Genomic DNA, 18,466 nt, shown 5'->3' on the forward strand with positions numbered 1-18,466 from the left:
TGGAAGCAGGTAATGGAGAAAAGGCTGTATGCCGTTCATGCATCGCATCGGCCTGTATCTATTAAACGAGGATTTTTCCCATGATCGCCAAACCAACGCCAACAATCAGACAACCGCTCGAGCGAATTCACGCCAACGACCCGCTTCCGGTGAAAGCTGACGTTGTCATAATTGGTGCTGGCATCATCGGCGCAAGTGCAGCCTGGGAGCTCGCATCACGTGGCGTAAAGGTCGTCCTGCTGGAAAAAGGATTGATCGGCGCAGAACAGTCCAGTAGAAACTGGGGCTGGTGCCGACAACAAGGTCGTGATCCCAAGGAGCTCGAACTGGCCCGCCTGAGTTTGCAGATATGGCCCAGCCTTTCGGAGAAGCTCCGAAAAGATATCGGATTCAAACAGTGTGGCGTAACGTTCCTCACGGACAGCGAGGCCGAAGCCGCTACTTGGGTCGAATGGATGAAAGAAGCGCGCCCGAAAGGAATCGCCAGCAGAATGCTCAGCGCAGAAGAAGCGCAACGTGTGGCGCCGGGTAACTCGAGCATTAAATGGATCGCGGGCCTTACGACGGACTCCGACGGTCGTGCAGAGCCTTCTCGGGTTGCGCCTTTTTTGGCTCAGGCAGCGAGAGAACTCGGTGCAACAGTGGTCGAGTCATGTGCAGTAAGAGACGTTGAAAGAACGAACGGCCGCATCAGCGGCGTTCAAACCGAAAAAGGCTTCATTGGATGCACTTCCGTCGTTGTCGCTGCGGGTGCATGGACGGCGCTCTTTCTACGTAAGCTTGGCGTTTCATTCCCCCAGGCTTACGTGAACGCATCGGTTGCAAAGACACGGGCCACGGACGTTTCCATCGACAGCTGCCTTGCAATGCCTGCTGTCTCGGTACGCAGCGGAGAAGATTCAGGACTCGTCGTGGCGAAAAGCGGACGAGGAACGGTCGATATCACTCCATCGATGATTCGCAACGCCTTCAGATTCTTTCCGACGTATCTGTTGAGAAGAAAGGCAGTCAAGCTGCGCCTCTCGACAGAATTCTGGAGGCAGTGGAGGATGGAACACGCGTACATGTCAAAAAGCATATCGCCGTTTGAATCCAAGCGCGTGCTAGATCCTGCTCCGGATCTCGCATTACTTAACAGCGCGCTTGAGGAAGTCAAGAGGGCCTACCCCGCGTTGGCGCATCTCACTATTGAAAGGACTTGGGGCGGTGTGATCGACTCAATGCCAGATGCGGTACCCGTGATTTCGGCGGTTGACTCCGTACCGGGTCTTGTCGTCGCATCCGGATTCAGTGGTCACGGGTTTGGCGTCGGTCCAGGAGCCGGGAGCGCGATCGCGGCGCTGGTACTCGGCAACCGTTCTTCTATCGATTTGAGTCCATTTCGTTATAGCCGGATCACGGATGGCACGAAATTGCAGCCTCATCCAATATTCTGAGAGTGCTATCCCCAATACAACCAGGTTCGCATCTACCGTAAGCGGCCAGCTAACCCGTCTTGAGTTTGGTCGAGGCGCTTGGGAGTATCGTGTCCACTTAACGAATAAGCGGACACGTGAACACTTTCGAATCGGAATCACTCCCGGAGCGTCGTCGTCGGCAACGCTATAGCGAGGAGTTCAAGGCGCAGGTGGTAGCGGCCTGCCAGGGAATCGGCGTATCGGTTGCGGCGGTCGCTCTGGAACACAGGCTCAACGCGAATCTGCTGCGGCGCTGGATCGATCAGGCGGAAGGCCGACTTCCCAAGAGACCGCTGGGCCGTCCGCCGGCCACGCCACCGTCGCTGCCAGCCTTTGTGCCGGTGGCATTGGGAGCGTCGAGTCCGCATTCGCCGGAGATCCGCATTGAGATGCGCCGAGGAGATCAGTCGATCACGGTGAGTTGGCCGGTATCCGAGGCAACCCAGTGTGCCGTCTGGCTGCGCGAGTGGCTGCGGTGATCCGTGTCGACGAGATCTGGCTGGCGGTCGATCCACTGGACATGCGGGCCGGTTTCGACACGGCCCTGGCGCGTGTGGTCAAGGTGTTCGGCGCTGCGCGCCCACACCATGCCTATCTGTTCGCCAATCGGCGCGCCAACCGCATGAAGGTCCTGATTCACGACGGGATCGGCATCTGGCTGGCCGCGCGACGCCTGAATCAAGGGCAGTTCGCGTGGCCGCACATCGGCAGCGAACCGCAGCAGCGTGTCTTGACGCACGAACAACTGGCCGGCCTGGTGCTGGGCTTGCCCTGGCAACGCATCGGCGAGGATGGCGTGATCCGCGTCGTCTAAATCCGGCGGGGAGGTAAACAGTCGCGCTTCCTCCGTCGGCAGGGTTCTGGCAGACTGGCCTGCATGAACCCCGCGGACCTCGACGCACTCAACCCGGAACAGTTGCGCGCCCTTGCCGCGCAACTGATTGCCGAGGTCAAGGAGAAGGAGCGGGAAGCGAGTGAACGAGACCGCGAGCTACGCTTCCGGCAGACCCGTATCGATCAACTCACCCACGAGGTCTCGATCCTCAAGCGCCAGCAGTTCGGCCGGCGCAGCGAACAGCTCAACAGCGAGCAGATGAACCTGCTCGACGAGGCGATCGATGGCGACTTGGTTGCCATCGAGATGGAGCTCGAGCAACTCGAGCCGACGCGAGCTGAACGGCAACGCGAGCAGCCGAAACGGGCACCGCTGCCGCCGCAACTGCCACGCACCGACGTCCATCACGAACCGGACAGCACAACGTGCCAGTGCGGTTGCGAACGCATACGGATCGGCGAGGACGTGAGCGAGAAGCTGGACTACACGCCGGGCGTGTTTACGGTGGAACGGCACATCCGCGGCAAGTGGGTGTGCAAGACGTGCGAGACGCTGATCCAAGCGCCGGTTCCACCGCATGTGATCGACAAGGGCATGCCCACCGCCGGGTTGCTCGCGCAGGTGCTGGTCGCCAAGTACGGCGACCACTTGCCCCTGTATCGCCAGGAACAGATCTTTGGTCGTGCGGGACTGGCCATCCCGAGATCCACGCTGGGTGCCTGGGTGGGCCGGTGTGGCGTGCAATTGCAGCCGTTGGTCGACGCACTCGGCCAGGCCATCCTGCAACAGGCGGTGTTGCACGCCGACGAGACGCCGGTGCAAATGCTCAGTCCCGGCAAGGGCAAAACGCACCGGGCATACCTGTGGGCGTATACGTCGACTCAGTTCAGCGAACTGCGCGCGGTGGTCTACGACTTCGCCGAGAGCCGCGCCGGCGCGCACGCTCGCACGTTCCTGAAGGGCTGGCACGGCAAGCTGGTATGCGACGACTACAGCGGGTACAAAGCCTCGTTCCAGCACGGCATCACCGAGATCGGATGCGCGGCCCATGCCCGACGCAAGTTCTTTGAATTGCATGCCAACCACAGCAGCCAGGTTGCGGGGCAGGCCCTGCCGTTCTTTACCGCGCTCTACGACATCGAACGCGAGGCCGCAGCACTGGATGCCGACGAACGGCAGCGGCTTCGACAGCGTCGGGCCAAGCCGGTGTGCGACGCCCTCTATGAGTGGCTGATGGCGCAGCGCAAACTCGTTGCGGAGGGCTCGGCGATTGCGAAGGCGTTGGACTACAGCCTGAAACGATGGGGCGCACTCACGCGCTATCTCGATGACGGGAATGTTCCGATCGACAACAACTGGGTCGAAAACCAGATCCGTCCGTGGGCAGTCGGCCGGTCCAATTGGTTGTTCGCCGGATCACTGCGTGCGGGTCAGCGCGCGGCCGCCATCATGAGCTTGATCCGCTCGGCACAACTGAACGGGCTCGAACCACTCGCCTATCTGAAGGACGTGCTGACGCGCTTGCCGACCCACAAGGCCAACGACATCGACGCGCTGCTGCCGCATCGCTGGCAGCCACTCTCGGCCGCCACCTAAACTCGCTCGTCAAGACGGGTTGGCTGGCCGCTTACCATCTACCGAACGCAACCGCTATTTCACCTCCGGCCCGCTTGCGATACGGGAAATAGGTGCCGAGCATCACCAGCGTGTCGCAGGATTTCAGCGCATGATAGCCGGAGCTGAAGCCGATCAGGCCCGTCATACCGACATCGAACAGATTGTTCCATTCGACATGCTCCTTGCCGCGCCGAGCGTGTCGGCCAGCGCGACCTCCTCCTCGTGCGCGCCAGCGCAGCCGCTGTCGCACAACAGCGCGACGCGCTTCGAGCTATCGTATGAGGCTAGCCCAATTTCCGTCCCAGTCTTAGTTGGAAAATTCCGGCTCTTGAGGCTAGCCCAATTTCCGTCCCAGTCTTAGTTGGAAAATTCCGGCTCTTCGGGGTGGGCCGAACCGGCCCGATCGGTGCACTGGCGGGCGAATTCCGCCGGTGTCATCCACTGCAGCGCAGAGTGAGGGCGCGCCTCGTTATAGTACTCGCGCCAGACTTCGATTTTGCGTCTGGCGTCTTCAAGCGACAAGAACCAGTGTGCGTTGAGGCACTCCTCCCGAAAGCGTCCGTTGAAGGATTCATTCTTCGCATTGTCGGTCGGCTTGCCAGGACGCGAGAAGTCAATCTCCACGCCATTCTCGTACGCCCATTTGTCGAGCGCCTTCGAAATGAACTCGCTGCCATTGTCTGCCTTGATATAGCGGGGAAGCGGACGATGATGCGCGAGCCGAGTCAGCGCGGCGACAACGTGCTCGCCCCGCAACGAGCCGTCGACTTCAATCGCCAGGCATTCTCGCGTGTAGTTGTCCACGATCGTGAGCGTGCGCAAGCGCCGACCATCAAACAGCGCGTCAGCGACGAAGTCCATACTCCAGATTTCGTTGATTGCGCTTACCGACTGCTTTGGCTGTCGTCGCCGAGCCGACTTGTTTCGTCGGGGTCGCTTGTGGCGCAGCGAAAGACCCAGTTCGCGATACACGCGTTCTACTCTCTTGTGGTTGTCTCTCCAGCCTTCCCGGCGAAGCATCACGTACACGCGAGGCGCACCGTAATGCACTCGCACTTCCGTGATCTCCTTGATGCGCATTTCCAGGGCGCTTTGATCCCGCGCGACCGACTCGTAGCGGTAGACCGTGCGGGACAGCTGCAACAACGCGCAGGTCTGCCGCTGGCTTGCGCCGAAACGCTGCATCAAGTCCGTGACAAGCTCACGGCGCCGAGAAGGCTTCAGAGTTTTTTTGACAGCACATCCTGCAGCATGGCCTTGTCCAGCGACAGATCGGCTACGAGCCGCTTGAGCTTCGCGTTCTCCTCCTCAAGCTGCTTCAGCCGGCGCAGTTCCGAGGGCGACAGCCCGCCGTATTTCGTCCGCCAATTGTAGAACGTCGCGTCGCTGATCCCCATCTTGCGGCACACCTCCGCGACCGGCGTGCCCAGCTCGGCCTGCTTCAACGCGTAGGCGATCTGTTCCTCGGTGAACTTGCTCTTCTTCACGGCATGACCTCCTGGTCTCGATGACAACGTCATGCCGGCATTTTCCACTTCCAAATGGGACAGTTTTGTGGGCTAGGGTCACTTGTCGAGAGGGATGACGCTCCCCTGCACCTTGTCCGCAAGACCGCCGTAGTAGTAGAACCACTGCGGCAGGTAGTTGAGCTGCGCGTGCATTTCGGAGTACAGCTTGCCGTTGTCGCGCACCTCGATCCCGGCCAGCCGCGCAGCCTCTTCGGCCAGCCGATCGCCTAGCCGGTGCAGCAGCAGGCCCCGCGCGCTCGCGCCGAGCGCAGGCCAGTTTCCCGAGGTGAACGCGCGGTGAGCGGCGTTGACCGCCCGGTCGACGTCGGCGGCGTTGCCGCGAGCGACCTCCGCCCACGGCTGCCCGGTAAACGGGCTTTCACTTTCGAACCACTCACCGGAAGCCGGTTCGCAGCGCTCTGCGTCGATGTAGTGACGATAGCGTTCCATCAGATTCTCTTCCCAGTGTTTCAGGCATATCGACCTGCGATGTCAGGCAAGCGCGCAACGCCACGCGATGAGCACGTGCAACCCACGCCTGTTTGCCTGAGATACGCGATGTCAGAACGGTGCGTAACCGAGTGATGCGCGGAAGCGGTTCTTGACGAAGACCCCGTCGCGCGGAGGAAGCGCGCGCGGCGGTTCGTTTGCAGCGATGAAAACCTGCGCGAGCGTGGTACCGTTCTTTGCGCGTACGCGCTCGACCACAGCCGCGACGCCATCGAGGCGATCGACGACAAACGCGTCCTGAATGCCGAATCCTTTTGCGACCGCGACGAGGTCCGTGCCAAGACTCGTGTGGCTGCGCTGCATCCCCGTCTCGCCGAAATGGCCGTTATCGAGAACCACGATGGTCAGGTTCTTCGGCTGCTTCACGCCGACCGTCCCGAGGCTGCCGATACCCATCAGCTGCTCGCCATCGCCCGTCACGACCACGACAGGCTTGTCGGGCTGCGCCAGTGCAAGACCGAGACCCAGCGACGCGGCGCCCCCCATGGCACCCCAGAGATAGAAATTCCTGTCATGATCGCCCGCGGCGAACACATCGTACGAGGCCGAACCGAGTCCCGTCACGACGAGCGCTTCGGGCACGGACTCGAGCAGGCTCGCAACGAACTGGCGGCGATCGACAGCGTTAGATGGCTTGGACATTACTTTCTCTCCCATTTCTTGCGGCCGATAAGGCTTTGCGACAGCAGTACCGCGACCTGTTCACCCGCTTCGAAGGCGGCATCAAACCCCGCGCTGACGATTTCGCCCACCTGATCGGGGTCGTCCGCACGCAGCACGGTGATACCCATCAGTTCGAGCGCCGCCTGCGTCTGCTTGCCCATCGGTCCCTGCCACGGATTGAATTCGGCGTACTCGCCGCGCATCGTGACTAGCGTGAAGAACGGAAAGCGGCAGCTTTGCAGCAGCGAAAACATGTTCACGCAGTTGCCGACGCCACTGCTCTGCATCAGCAGGACGGCGCGCTGACCGCCGAGCCACGCGCCGCTGGTGACGGCCACACCTTCCTCTTCCGTGGTCAACACCACGTCCTCGATGTCCGGGTCGGCAATCACGCTCCGGATCACATGCGAATGGCCCGCATCCGGCACATAGGCGACCTGTTTGACGCCACCTTCCTTTAGCACCTCGAAAATGGCCTGCTGCCAGGCTGGCGCCTGAACTGACGTACTCATAAATTCGTCTCCATGGACGCAACGATTTGGTGCAGGAATCATAGTTTGCTTTGTGATAACCCCAGAAATAGAATTATTTGATTCCTCTATACGGTTTTGGTATTGGGCGGGGTTTTCATGGATATCAAGCAGCTTCGAGCATTGCTCGCCGGCGCCGAGACGGGAAGCGTCACGCGGGCGGCCGCATTGCTGCACATCGTGCAGCCGGCCGTTTCCCGGCAACTACGACTCCTCGAGGAGGACATCGGCACGCCGCTTTTTTCGCGCGGCCGCTACGGCATGGATCTCACGGAAGCTGGCGAAATCTTTGTCGAACACCCGCGGCGCGCGCTGGCCGAACTCGATCGCGCGAAATCCGAAATGCAGCCTTCGCGCGGCGTGAGCGGCACCGTGACGGTCGGCCTGTTGCCCAGCACATGCGACCTGCTTGTAAGCGAACTGGTGACTTCCGTCGCATATCAATTTCCCGCCGTACGCATCCGGGTTTCGATGGGGTACACGGGTCATCTGCAAAATTGGCTGGAAATCGGCGAGGTGGATGCCGCACTACTCTACGATCCCAAACCGTCTCCGATACTCCAGGTTACGCCGCTCGTCGAAGAGAAGCTGTGGGTCGTCGCACGTCCGGATGCCGGGTACAGCTCGGGCTCTCCTGTGCATCTCACGCAGGTCGCACACTTGCCAATGATCCTGCCTAACGCGCCGCATGGCATCCGCACGCTCGTACAGGAGGCGTGCATCAGCGCAGGAATCGGGTTGAACGTGGCGGCCGAGACAAACGCGATGAGCGTCCAGAAAAGCCTCGTCTTAGGCGGAGTCGGCATCACGATCCTGCCGGGCATTGCCATCCCGGATGATGTCGCACGGGGCGCGCTCCGTGCGGCGCCCCTCGTCGATGCCGGTCTGCAGCGCAAGATCGTGCTTGCATTGCCGCAAAATCGACGTATCCCCGTGGCTGTGCGCTGTGTCGTCGATGTGCTCGTTGCGCAGATTTCGGACGCGGTGCGACGCGGTATCTGGACGACCGCACAATTGCTAACCGACGAGGCACGCCTTTCCGCTCGACCGGCTTACGCTCCCCAAGAAAATGCGCAAAAAAAGGAAGACGAGCCGCAATAGGTTTGACTTATGACCGCGACTTGAAACTGTTATTTCCGCGCGTCAGAACGTTCACATAGAGTCTCCGTATCGAAAACGAATCCGCCGGCCCAGGCCGCGTCGGAGACACGCATGAACGACCAGGACACGGGAGTCGGCGAGCGTAGGGAAAACGCCAGCGATATCCTCACTCAGACATCTGCAGCCGCCCTGAGCGCGACACTGGGCCACGAGACGCCTCCCCAAGTCGGCGAAGCGCTCCCCCATCTCTGGCACTGGATCTTTTTCAGGCCGACCGTGCCTCAGCACCTCATTGCAGAAGACGGGCATCCGCAAAAAGGCGGCTTCCTCCCTGATCTCGGGCTGCCACGACGCATGTGGGCAGGCGGCCGTTTGCGTTTTCTGTCTCGCTCATAGTCGGTAGCGAAATCAGCCGCGAGTCGAAGGTTCTGAAGGTCAGCGAAAAGGAAGGCCGAAGCGGAAGACTGAGCTTCGTCACCGTCAGCTATCAGATCCGGCGCGCGCACAAACTCGCCATCGACGAAGAACACGACATCGTCTATCGCGAGCCAGCCGTTCGCGGTGCACCGGCGCCCGCACCCACCGCTGCGCCCGATAACGCCTCGTGGAAAAGGGAAATCGTCCCGACGGAAGTGTTGATGTTCCGTTACTCCGCGCTGACTTTCAACGGACACCGCATCCATTACGACAAGCCGTACGCCACGCAGGCGGAAGGCTATCCGAATCTGGTCGTCCATGGGTGACACCTCTTCATGGCGGACATTCTCGCCTAAATCAGTGTCCGGATTCATTAGACCACTACAGACAGGTTCCCGTCGGCCAGCTGAAGCGCAGCGGGCAGAGTGCATATGACTGAGCGATCCCACGCTAGACCGTTGAAATAGCGAAGTACTTGATGACAGGCCGCCTAGAGGCGACCCGTCTCAGCGCGCTAGCTCGCCCACCAAACTACATCTTCACAACGTCAAGCAGCATCTTCTTGCCTGCCTTATAGTCGTAAAGCGAAATCACGCTGTGCTTGAGGTCGCCCTTCGAGTCGAACGTCGTTTCCCCGATCACCCCGGTGTAATCTGTCCTCGGCATTTCTCGCAGAATCTTCGCCGGATCGGTCGAATTCGCGCGCTTCATCGCATCGACAATGATGTACACGGCGTCATAGGTGAAAGGTGCGTAGATCAGAATTGGCTGATGGAAGCGCGCTTCGTATTTCTGCTGGAATTCCTTGCCCGCTGCCATTTTCTCGAGTGCCAGCCCCGCTTGCGAGCAGATCACGTTGTCGGTTGCAGAGCCGGCCAGATCCGCCAGGTTTTCGGTGCACAGACCGTCGCCGGCGAGTACTTTCGCGCGCAGCCCCAGTTGTTTCGACTGCTTCGCGAACGGACCACCCGTCGCGTCCATGCCGCCGTACATGATCACGTCCGGATTTTCACCCTTGATCTTCGTCAAAATCGCACGGAAATCCACCGCCTTGTCGTTCGTCGCATCGTGCGATACGACCTTTACGCCGAGCGCCTTCGCAGTCTTCTCGAACTCGTTCGCGAGCCCTTGGCCATACGCGGTCGCATCGTCGACGATGGCCACCGACTTGACCTTCAGATTCTTCACCGCGTAGTTGGCAAGCGCCGGCCCCTGTTGCGCGTCTGTCGCGACCATTCGGTACGTCGTCTTGAAGCCTTGCTGCGTCAAGATCGGATTGGTTGACGAGGGCGATATCTGCACGATGCCGGCATCGCTGTAGATTTTTGATGCCGGAATCGAGGTACCCGAGTTCAGATGCCCAACTACCGCGACGACGTGGTCATCGACCAACTTTTGAGCGACCTGGGTCGCCTGGCGCGGGTCGGCCGCATCGTCCTGTGCATCGAGCATCACCGTAATCTTCTGACCGCCAATAACGAGCCCCTTCTTGTTAATCTCCTCGACAGCAAGTCTCGCGCCGTTCTCGTTGTCCTTCCCGAGGTGGGCGATCTGGCCGGTCAGCGGCGCGACATGGCCGATTTTGACAATTTGATCGGCCTCAGCCTGTGTTGCAATCGTCGCGCAGAACATCGCAGCGGCCGCGAGGAGCGCGTGCTTTTTCGTCGTGAAATTCATCGTGGTCTCCACCATTAGTCTCCAAGGTAAAGTCATCTCTGACTGTACCGAACACCGTCTCATTGCCAAGCGCGAGTGAACGGTCGATCGAGATTTGTCGACTTACATACAGTTAAAATAACGCGGCTGCACCATACAACCGCTGCGCTCTCAGGATGAGTCAGTACACTTGAAACACGGCGGTAATCTTCTAGAACAGCTTTGGAATTGTTCTATTTTTTGACGATACTGACTCGCAAACGCGACCGGTATCGCGCACGTCTTTCAGTATTTTTCGCTCTCCAGCCCGTTCTCCGTAAGCACGGCCGACGACATTGAGTGCGTCAGTACGCCTCGGTGCGTACGCCTGCTCATCCACATCCAACCAACGACGAGAAGCAATGCAAGAACCGGAATAGACGCGACGGTCCACGTGCCCCCCGGATAATCGAACGCCATCAGTACGAGCACACCGACCAGGAACAGCAATGTGAGCCATGACGTGACGGGCGCCCCCGGCATCTTGAACGGAACATCCTCCGCATCGCCGCGCGCGACTGCTGCGCGGAACCTCATCTGGCATACAACGATGAATCCCCACGTGCTGATGATGCCGATCGATGCAACGTTGAGAACTATCTCGAACACGCTGGTCGGCACTAGATAGTTCAGCATGACACCGACGAGATATATTGCGACCGTTACGAGAATCCCGGCATATGGCACCGATTGCGTGCTCATTCGCGCTAGAAATTTCGGCGCGGACCCGCCCATTGACAGCGAGCGCAACACACGGCCGGTCGAATACAACCCGGAGTTGAGGCTCGACAGTGCGGCCGACAGCACAACGATATTCATCACTGAACCCACGCCGGAAATGCCGAGCGCGCTGAAGAAAGTAACGAACGGGCTCTGTCCTGCCTTGTACGCGCTCCAAGGCAGAAGGCATACGAGCAATACAATCGACGCAACATAGAACAGCGCTATCCGCCAAATCACACTGTTGATTGCACGCGGCAGCACGCTTCGTGCATCCTTGCACTCGCCTGCAGCAGTTCCCACCAGCTCGACACCAGCAAATGCAAATACAACTCCCTGCACTAACACCAACGCCGGCATCATTCCGTGCGGGAAAAGGCCGCCGTTATCAGCAATCAGATGCATACCCGTCGCGCTGCCCGCTACCTCCCCCCCGCCGCCGAGGATCGCGGTCCCGACGATCAAGAAAATCACGATCGCCGCAACCTTGACCAAGGCGAACCAGAACTCCATCTCGGCAAACCATTTCACGCCAATCAAGTTCATCGCCGCGACGATGAATAGCGCAATCAACGCGAACGCCCACTGCGGAACAGCTGCGAACGCACCCCAGTAGTGCATGTACAGCGCGACCGCGGTGATGTCGACAATGCCTGTCATCGCCCAGTTCAGAAAGTACATCCAGCCAGCGACGAATGATGCCTTCTCACCCAGGAATTCGCGTGCGTACGATACGAAGCTGCCGCTGCTTGGCCGATGCATCACCAGCTCGCCGAGGGCGCGAAGAATGAGAAACGAAAATCCGCCGCACACAAGATAAACGATCGCCAGCGAGGGGCCAGCCGCTTGCAGGCGCGCGCCCGCACCCAGAAAAAGGCCGGTGCCGATCGCTCCACCGATCGCAATCATCTGCACCTGTCGATTACCCAGGGTCTGGTGATATCCGGACTCGTGAGACTCGAGCCAAGCTTTGCGGCTGGCTCCCTCCCCTTGCCCAACTACTACACCTTCTTTTCTCTTTGAATTCATCATTGTCTCCGCCGTCAGCCTCTGGTCCGACGTCTTTTCTTCAAGCCGCCATGTCAGCTTGATCGCTTTTGAAACGCTGCAATCGCCTCCCACATCAACACCGGATTGGAATACATCGGAAAATGTCCGCAATCTGGTATTTCGGCCAGTTCAACCCCGTTCTCCTGGATGTGCTTCAGATAGGAAAGGGATGCATTCTGCTCGCCATACATAAACATCCGAGGCATCGGCAGACCGAGGAACTTCGTCATAAGATCGCCGTTATCCGACAGATCGACCATCGATCGAAAAATACCGCCGACGGCTTCGGCGCGAACCTTGTGGCGCAGACTCGCCGAATATAGGGCGCTTGCATAAGCAGGCGCATGCAGCGTGCGTTCAATGAAGTCGTCAAAAAACCGTTGGGCGTCGTCCCGTGCATGGTCGACGATCTGTCGGCTGAGAAAGCAGTCTTCCGGAGCGATGTTTCCTTCAATATCGACAAAGCTTAGAACACGCTCGGGCTGCTGGTGTGCGAACATCAATGAGGTCAAACCGCCCATCGAATGCCCGATCAGATGAAAGCGATCGAAACCGATATGGTCCAGAACAGCTCTGGCAGTCTTCACAAGAAACGGGATATTGATCTGCGACAGATCGGCACAACGGGTCTCGCCGCACCCCGGTGCGTCATATGCAATAAACGGATGCCCGTCAAATGCGGCATGACGCACGATATCTGCGTAGTCCTCTTTCGTGGAACCGAAGCCGTGCAGGAACACGATCGGCGCTTTTTCGCCGTCACGATGAATGGCCGAAACGTCCAGCGCCGTGCCGTCGACGTTAAACCGGAACTGCGACCGGGTAAATTCACGAGTCATCTAAATCACCTTGCACTAATATCGCCGCGGCGCGGCCTCGATTCACCGAAGGTAACGAGCCCGCGCACGCGACTACGTTCAATCCGCAAGCGTCGTGCAGAAATCCTGAATGGCCGCGCAAGCGCGCGCCAGGGACTTGTCGTCGAGGGCGTATGCGATGCGAATGTAAGGCCCAAGACCGAACGCGCTGCCATGCACGGTGGCGACACCGGCCTCGTCGAGCAGCGCGTTGACCACCGCCTCGTCGCTGTCGAGATGTACCCCCGCACGCGTCGTCTTGCCGATCAGGCCTTCACATGACGCAAACACGTAGAACGCGCCCTGTGGTACCGCGCAACGCAGACCCGGCGCTTGGGCGAGCTGTTCAATGACCAGTTCACGCCGGCGCTGGAATGCGATGCGCGAGTGTTGGATGAAGTCTTGCGGTCCCGTCAATGCGGCGACCGCGGCATGCTGCGAAATAGTCGATGCACCCGACGTCTGCTGCCCTTGCAGCTTCTCCATCGCTTCGATCAACCAGCCGGGACCCGTGCCGAAGCCGATACGCCAGCCCGTCATCGCATACGCTTTGGATACGCCGTTCATCGTCAGCACGCGGTCGCGTAGACGCGGCTCGACTTGGGCGAGCGTAAAAAACTCGATGCCGTCGAAGATCAAATGCTCGTAAATGTCATCTGAGAGCACCAGCACCCTCGGGTGCGCGAGCAGCACCTCCGCCAACGCCTGCAGTTCCGCGCGGCTGTAGACCGCACCTGTCGGGTTCGACGGCGAATTCAGAATCAGCCAGCGCGTGCGCGGCGTGATCGCCGCTTGCAACGCGTCGGCCGTAAGTTTGAAACCGCTTTCTGCCCCGCATGGAACGATCACAGACATCGCGCCGCAGAGCTGTACGATTTCAGGGTAGCTGACCCAATACGGCGCCGGCACCACAACCTCGTCGCCCTCGTTAAGCGTGGCGGCCAATGCATTGAAGATCACTTGCTTGCCACCATTGCACACGAGCGTGTCGCGCCAGTCGACGTTCAGACCGTTCTCGCGCTCGAACTTCGCGGCGATAGCCTCACGCAGCGCGCGCAGCCCCGCGACCTGCGTGTAGCGCGTATGACCTGCCCGGATCGCCGCGATGCCAGCTTCGCGAATGTGTTCCGGAGTATCGAAATCCGGCTCGCCGGCGCTCAGCGAGATCACCGCCGCACCACTGGCGCGCCGTGCGGCCACGCGATCCATCACCTTATACGTGGCCGACGGACGGGCTTCGGCCAGGAAGCGATTCAGAACTTCTGCTGGTACGGTCATTGCGCGGCCCTCCAGCTGGTGAGCCCCATCAGCTCCAGCGTGCTGCGCCCTTCACGCAACGCGTCCATCATCTTTGCTTCCTTCTCGGCACGGATCTGCCCCTGAGCCAGCGTCTCTCCGACGTGTGCCGCCGGGATCACGAGGACACCGTCATCGTCAGCAATGACCAGATCCCCAGGCGCCACCGGCGTGCCGGCAAAGCTGATCGGCTGCCCAACCGACGGTGCACTGGCCTTGATCGTGCCGCGCATGCAGATACCGCGGGTGAACACGGGAAACCGCCGGTTGATCAGGGCCGCGATGTCCCGCACACCTCCGTCGATGACCAGACCGACGACACCGGCAGCCTCGGCCGCCACGGTCAGCACTTCGCCCCAGTAGCCCGACAAGAAGCCACCGGTCGATACGACGAGCACACTCCCCCTCGGCACCTGTTCCATCGCAATGTGGATAGACAGGTTGTCGCCCGGGGAACATTCCAGCGGATACGCAGGCCCGGCAATCGAGGCCCCCTGCCATACTGTGCGAATCGCGGGATCGACCGAGCTAGTAGCAAGACCGGACGCTTCGTGCAGCGTCGATGTACCAAGCGTGCACGCTTGCGCCAGCAGAAGCGGGTCGTACGAACGGGCGTTGATCATGACTCAACCCTTGGTTTGAAGTTTGTGATAGCCGAGTGCGGCGCGTGCGTCGCCGAGGGACTTGCCTTCCGCGATCAGCTCGCGGATCCGCGACTCGACTTCCTCGATCGTGCGGGCAATTTCGGCTACTTCACGGGCGCGGCCGCGCGGCACGACGACGACACCGTTCGCATCTGCCACCACAATGTCCCGCGCCGCCACGCGGACGGTTCCAATCCCCACCGTGGTATTCACCGATTCGACCTGCACGCGGTCCTTGCCTGTCCGCATGAAGCGACCAGCCGTAAACAGCGGATAGTTGTCGGCCAGCGCCGTGTTCACGTCGCGACAGACACCGTCGATCACGGTGCCGGCGATCTCACGCAGCCCTGCGTACTGGGTCATGATGTCGCCCCAGACCGTGCAATCGGTGCGACCGTCGTTGTCGATGACGACCACGTCTCCCTCCGCGACCTCATCAATGAAGTCCCCGACGGTGCCGGGCGGATCGCTGGCCGGCACGTACTTGACGGTAAATGCCGGCCCTACGACCACCTTCGTATAGTTCGCCAGCGGCATGATGCCCAGCGACTGCCCGTGCAAGCCCAGCTTGTCCATGGCGTCGGAGACACCGGGGGTGTCCAGCCCGGCGAACAACGAGACCAATTCCCGATCTTCCTCGCTCGCTCTGTTCGGATTCGTCATACAAAAAAGCTCCCCAATGGTGTCGAATCAGCGGGCCGCGATGGCCTCGAATTCCTTGTCATGCATGACCTCGGCAACGGACCTGCCGGCGCGCACGGCTGCGACCATGCCATCCTGCCGACGCGCAATGCGCTCGCCGAGATCCAGCACCTCCTCGATACGCGCTGCCGGCACGAACACCGTGCCGCAGCGATCGGCAATGACGTAGTCCCCCTCGTGCACGGTGACGCCCCCCATCTGGACTGCTTTGCCGGAGTCAACCTGGATCACGCGATTGCGCGCGCTGATCATCGTCACGCCGCGACCGTAGACCGGATAGCCGATCGACTCGCTGCCCTCGATGTCGCGGCTCAGGCCGTCGATGACGGATCCGCGGATTTGCTTTGCCGTGGCGGCATTGGCGAGAATGTCGCCCCAGCACGAAATTCCGTCAGCACCGCCCGCAATCACCAGCACGCGGTCGTTCGTGGTTACCGCATCGATGACAGGCGAGATCAAATGCACGGTGGGCTTGGCATCCGCTTTGGGACCAAGCTGAATCGTGCTCGCGCGGCCAACGATCTTCGGGCAGTCCCACAAAGGGCGAAGGCCGTAAGTCGCGCCCGGGAGATCGAGAAAATCGAGCGCATCGGAAACGGTGTTGGTGTCGAGCGCGGCGAGGCGGTCGAGGATCGAGGTGAGGTTCATCGCGGTTGCGTTCGTTGACAGGTGGCACAATCGTCGCGTTGCCACGTTGATCTGTAAATTTCTAATTTCGTATCTGGCTGATACCATTTTCGAATCAGCGAAAACCTGTGTTTTGGGGTCAGGCGAGCGGAAAATGTGCACCTTCCTGCGAATTTTTCTATCGCCGAACATTCAGGACGGAGAAAACCCGCATGAGCAATACGATCGACTTCAGGCTAATTCGCCAGCTGTGGATGTTTCTGGCCGTTGCCGAAGAACAGCACTTTGGACGAGCGGCGAAGCGCTTGAACGTATCTCAGCCGCCATTGACGGCTCAGATAAAGATCCTCGAGCAATCGCTAGGGCTTCAGCTTTTTTATCGCTCCCGCCAGGGCACGCAACTCAGCCCCGCCGGCGCCGCGATCCTGCCTGCCGTACAACAATTCACGAGTCAGGTCGAACGGCTAGAGCGCGTCGTCCGTGAGGTCGCATCGGGACGGTCCGGGGTCCTGCACGTGGGAGCCATTACGTCCGCGATGCTCGAAACTGTCCCGCCCCTGCTGGACGAGCTCAAGCGGGCTCATCCGGATCTGACGGTTTTCGTGAAGGAAATTGACAGCGTCGACGCAATTCCCGCGCTCGAAGCGGGAGAGCTGGATCTCGCATTCGTGCGCGTCGACAGAGAGGTCGGAAACGGCATCCTTACGATGCCGCTTGCCGAAGATCGCCTGGCCGTCGCGCTTCCCAAGGATCACGCGCTTGCGTCGTTGCCGAGAGTACGATTGCGATCCTTGGCGGGTGAGCAAATGGTCGTTTCGTCGCGACAGGTCGCGCCGGACTATTTCGACTTGCTGATGTCCGTTTGCCGATCCCATGGGCTGGCACCTCGCGTCATGCACGAGGTCCGATCGATTACGTCACAGGTCGCGTACGTCGGTTGCGGACAAGGTGTTGCCCTGGTGCCGTCGTCAATGCGCAAGCTGGTACCCGGAAACGTCGTCGTGAGACCTTTGAAAGAAAGGGTGATGGTGATAACGGCGGCACTGGTATGGAACTCGAACCGCTACCACCCAATGGTGGACGCAGTGGTTGCTTTGTTGAAACAACAGCCGGCCCGCCGCCTCTGAGCCGTCACCATGCCGGTGAACTGCCCCGATGCTGTTCGCTGTATTGCGAGCCGATGCCACGTTGGGAAACCGGGAGGCGGCATGGCCGATTCCCACGTCCTCTCGACTGCAACGTTCAAACCTGCGAGAACGGCACGGGTAACGAACGGGTGAAGCGATCAGCCTCCTGACAGGCGAGATCCGCGACAAAGCGGATTGCATCGGATGCTCGGCTTTCCATGTAGCTGACGACCAGCCCTTGAGGCCGCAGGGGCAATCCAAAGGGGATGATCTCGACCTCCCCGCGCTCCACCTGATCCCGCACCGGCGGCAACGGAATCAGCGCGTTGCCGAAACCGCTCTTGACCAGCCTCACGATGGCATCGATCGAGTTGGCGCAATGGACTTTTCCCATCGGCACGTCCGCGCGTTTGAAGACGTCCCGGAGTACGAGATAGGGCTGCGATCCACGGCTCATCGAGACAACCGGTCGCGCGAGCAGTTCATGGACGTCCATACCGACCGACGCCGAGCCGGGCCTGCCGATCCATCCCATTGCCATCGGCAGACAGGCCTTGCTGTACATCCCCTGCCCGATCAATTGATCAGTCTGCAGCGCAACGTCCACATCTCCATCGCGCAGACTCCGATTGAGCCGCTCCGACGATTCCGCGCTCAACTGAACCTCGATCCCGGGATACGTCGACTGCAGATGCTCGACAAATCCAATAAGCCAGGTGTGAACAATGGTATCGATCGCGCCGATACGCACGCTCCCGAGCAGTTTCCGGTCAGTTCGCCCAAGTTGCATGATTTCACTTTGAAGTTCAAGCATGCGCTCGCCATACTGAATCAGCCGCACGCCGACCGGAGTAAGGCGCATCTCACGTGAATCCCGATCGAACACGCGCGCACCGATCTCTTCTTCGAGAGCCGCGATGCGATTCGAGATGGCCGCCTGAGTGACGTGCAAGCGCTCGGCGGCTGAGCGAAAGCTGCCAAGCTCGACGGCAACGAGGAAACTTTCCAAAAAGCGGGTGTTCATGGGGAAGGAATCCTGGCAAACGTATGCGAGTAAGCCGCCGCGCGAAAGCGCTTGGTGCGGATATAGCAGACGGACTTTCGCCCGAA

At 60.1% G+C, this 18,466-nt stretch carries 20 protein-coding genes and 1 pseudogene; 8 read left to right on the plus strand and 13 right to left on the minus strand.

Annotation, left to right across the window (positions count from 1 at the left end):
* The first annotated feature begins 80 nt into the window (after positions 1–80).
* From ACTJLD_RS26270 to ACTJLD_RS26285, 4 genes are all read left to right on the plus strand, one after another.
* A complete protein-coding gene (locus ACTJLD_RS26270) occupies positions 81–1,436 on the plus strand; it encodes an NAD(P)/FAD-dependent oxidoreductase (RefSeq protein WP_151062547.1) in 1,356 nt (451 codons plus the stop codon).
* Positions 1,437–1,552: 116 nt separating this feature from the next.
* Positions 1,553–1,936, plus strand: coding sequence for an IS66-like element accessory protein TnpA (gene tnpA, locus ACTJLD_RS26275; RefSeq protein WP_012337400.1), 384 nt, complete (start codon positions 1,553–1,555; stop codon positions 1,934–1,936).
* A complete protein-coding gene (gene tnpB / locus ACTJLD_RS26280) occupies positions 1,924–2,271 on the plus strand; it encodes an IS66 family insertion sequence element accessory protein TnpB (RefSeq protein ID WP_151062545.1) in 348 nt (115 codons plus the stop codon). The genes tnpA and tnpB overlap by 13 nt, the downstream gene beginning before the upstream one ends.
* 63 nt (positions 2,272–2,334) lie before the next feature.
* Positions 2,335–3,888: an IS66-like element ISBcen19 family transposase gene (locus tag ACTJLD_RS26285; RefSeq protein ID WP_012337402.1), complete on the plus strand. Its 1,554-nt coding sequence runs from the start codon at positions 2,335–2,337 to the stop codon at positions 3,886–3,888.
* Positions 3,889–3,964: 76 nt separating this feature from the next.
* Here ACTJLD_RS26285 and ACTJLD_RS26290 read toward each other — a convergent pair.
* The 5 genes and pseudogenes from ACTJLD_RS26290 to ACTJLD_RS26310 form a co-directional block, all read right to left on the minus strand.
* Positions 3,965–4,194: pseudogene (locus ACTJLD_RS26290) on the minus strand (ubiquinone-dependent pyruvate dehydrogenase); the annotation flags it as partial.
* A 72-nt stretch (positions 4,195–4,266) separates the two neighbouring features.
* A protein-coding gene (locus ACTJLD_RS26295) for an IS3 family transposase (protein WP_151062544.1) occupies positions 4,267–5,396 on the minus strand; the annotation gives its coding sequence in 2 pieces (ribosomal slippage) (positions 4,267–5,135 and positions 5,135–5,396; 1,131 coding nt in all).
* A gap of 78 nt (positions 5,397–5,474) precedes the next feature.
* On the minus strand, positions 5,475–5,867 hold the full coding sequence (locus ACTJLD_RS26300) for an aldehyde dehydrogenase family protein (RefSeq protein WP_151062543.1): 393 nt from the start codon (positions 5,865–5,867) through the stop codon (positions 5,475–5,477).
* Between the two features lie 111 nt (positions 5,868–5,978).
* A complete protein-coding gene (locus ACTJLD_RS26305) occupies positions 5,979–6,584 on the minus strand; it encodes a thiamine pyrophosphate-dependent enzyme (RefSeq protein ID WP_333975592.1) in 606 nt (201 codons plus the stop codon).
* Complete coding sequence (locus tag ACTJLD_RS26310) at positions 6,569–7,102, minus strand: thiamine pyrophosphate-binding protein (protein ID WP_151062541.1); 534 nt, start codon at positions 7,100–7,102, stop codon at positions 6,569–6,571. The genes ACTJLD_RS26305 and ACTJLD_RS26310 overlap by 16 nt, the downstream gene beginning before the upstream one ends.
* A 117-nt stretch (positions 7,103–7,219) precedes the next feature.
* Between ACTJLD_RS26310 and ACTJLD_RS26315 the strand changes: the two genes are divergently transcribed.
* The 3 genes from ACTJLD_RS26315 (at position 7,220) to ACTJLD_RS26325 (ending at position 8,964) form a co-directional block, all read left to right on the plus strand.
* Positions 7,220–8,221, plus strand: a complete 1,002-nt coding sequence (locus ACTJLD_RS26315; RefSeq protein ID WP_151062540.1) for a LysR family transcriptional regulator — start codon at positions 7,220–7,222, stop codon at positions 8,219–8,221.
* 111 nt (positions 8,222–8,332) lie between these two features.
* Entirely contained in the window at positions 8,333–8,617 is a 285-nt protein-coding gene (locus ACTJLD_RS26320) for a hypothetical protein (RefSeq protein ID WP_233629362.1), read from the plus strand.
* Complete coding sequence (locus tag ACTJLD_RS26325; protein WP_233629361.1) at positions 8,578–8,964, plus strand: hypothetical protein; 387 nt, start codon at positions 8,578–8,580, stop codon at positions 8,962–8,964. The genes ACTJLD_RS26320 and ACTJLD_RS26325 overlap by 40 nt, the downstream gene beginning before the upstream one ends.
* A 205-nt stretch (positions 8,965–9,169) precedes the next feature.
* Here the strand turns inward: ACTJLD_RS26325 and ACTJLD_RS26330 are convergent, their stop codons facing one another.
* The 7 genes from ACTJLD_RS26330 to ACTJLD_RS26360 all read right to left on the minus strand — a co-directional run bounded on the left by ACTJLD_RS26330 (position 9,170) and on the right by ACTJLD_RS26360 (position 16,250).
* Positions 9,170–10,315, minus strand: coding sequence for a branched-chain amino acid ABC transporter substrate-binding protein (locus ACTJLD_RS26330; protein ID WP_151062539.1), 1,146 nt, complete (start codon positions 10,313–10,315; stop codon positions 9,170–9,172).
* 264 nt (positions 10,316–10,579) lie between these two features.
* A complete protein-coding gene (gene ansP, locus ACTJLD_RS26335; RefSeq protein WP_151062705.1) occupies positions 10,580–12,082 on the minus strand; it encodes an L-asparagine permease in 1,503 nt (500 codons plus the stop codon).
* A gap of 53 nt (positions 12,083–12,135) precedes the next feature.
* A complete protein-coding gene (locus ACTJLD_RS26340) occupies positions 12,136–12,942 on the minus strand; it encodes an alpha/beta fold hydrolase (protein WP_151062538.1) in 807 nt (268 codons plus the stop codon).
* 78 nt (positions 12,943–13,020) lie between these two features.
* Positions 13,021–14,238 (minus strand): pyridoxal phosphate-dependent aminotransferase, encoded by a 1,218-nt coding sequence (locus ACTJLD_RS26345; protein ID WP_151062537.1) that lies wholly within the window; start codon positions 14,236–14,238, stop codon positions 13,021–13,023.
* Positions 14,235–14,879, minus strand: coding sequence for an RraA family protein (locus tag ACTJLD_RS26350; protein ID WP_151062536.1), 645 nt, complete (start codon positions 14,877–14,879; stop codon positions 14,235–14,237). Before ACTJLD_RS26350 ends, ACTJLD_RS26345 begins: the two co-directional genes overlap by 4 nt.
* Positions 14,880–14,882: 3 nt before the next feature.
* A complete protein-coding gene (locus ACTJLD_RS26355) occupies positions 14,883–15,563 on the minus strand; it encodes an RraA family protein (RefSeq protein WP_151062535.1) in 681 nt (226 codons plus the stop codon).
* Between the two features lie 27 nt (positions 15,564–15,590).
* Positions 15,591–16,250, minus strand: a complete 660-nt coding sequence (locus ACTJLD_RS26360) for an RraA family protein (protein WP_151062534.1) — start codon at positions 16,248–16,250, stop codon at positions 15,591–15,593.
* 191 nt (positions 16,251–16,441) lie between these two features.
* On the opposite strand from ACTJLD_RS26360, the gene ACTJLD_RS26365 reads away from it, so the two are divergent.
* Positions 16,442–17,356: a LysR substrate-binding domain-containing protein gene (locus ACTJLD_RS26365; protein WP_151062533.1), complete on the plus strand. Its 915-nt coding sequence runs from the start codon at positions 16,442–16,444 to the stop codon at positions 17,354–17,356.
* A 115-nt stretch (positions 17,357–17,471) separates the two neighbouring features.
* Here ACTJLD_RS26365 and ACTJLD_RS26370 read toward each other — a convergent pair whose 3' ends face one another.
* A complete protein-coding gene (locus ACTJLD_RS26370; protein WP_151062532.1) occupies positions 17,472–18,380 on the minus strand; it encodes a LysR family transcriptional regulator in 909 nt (302 codons plus the stop codon).
* Between the last annotated feature and the right edge of the window lie 86 nt (positions 18,381–18,466).

It is taken from the genome of Burkholderia sp. 22088 (genome assembly GCF_052045915.1).
GTDB classification, from domain to species: domain Bacteria; phylum Pseudomonadota; class Gammaproteobacteria; order Burkholderiales; family Burkholderiaceae; genus Burkholderia; species Burkholderia cepacia.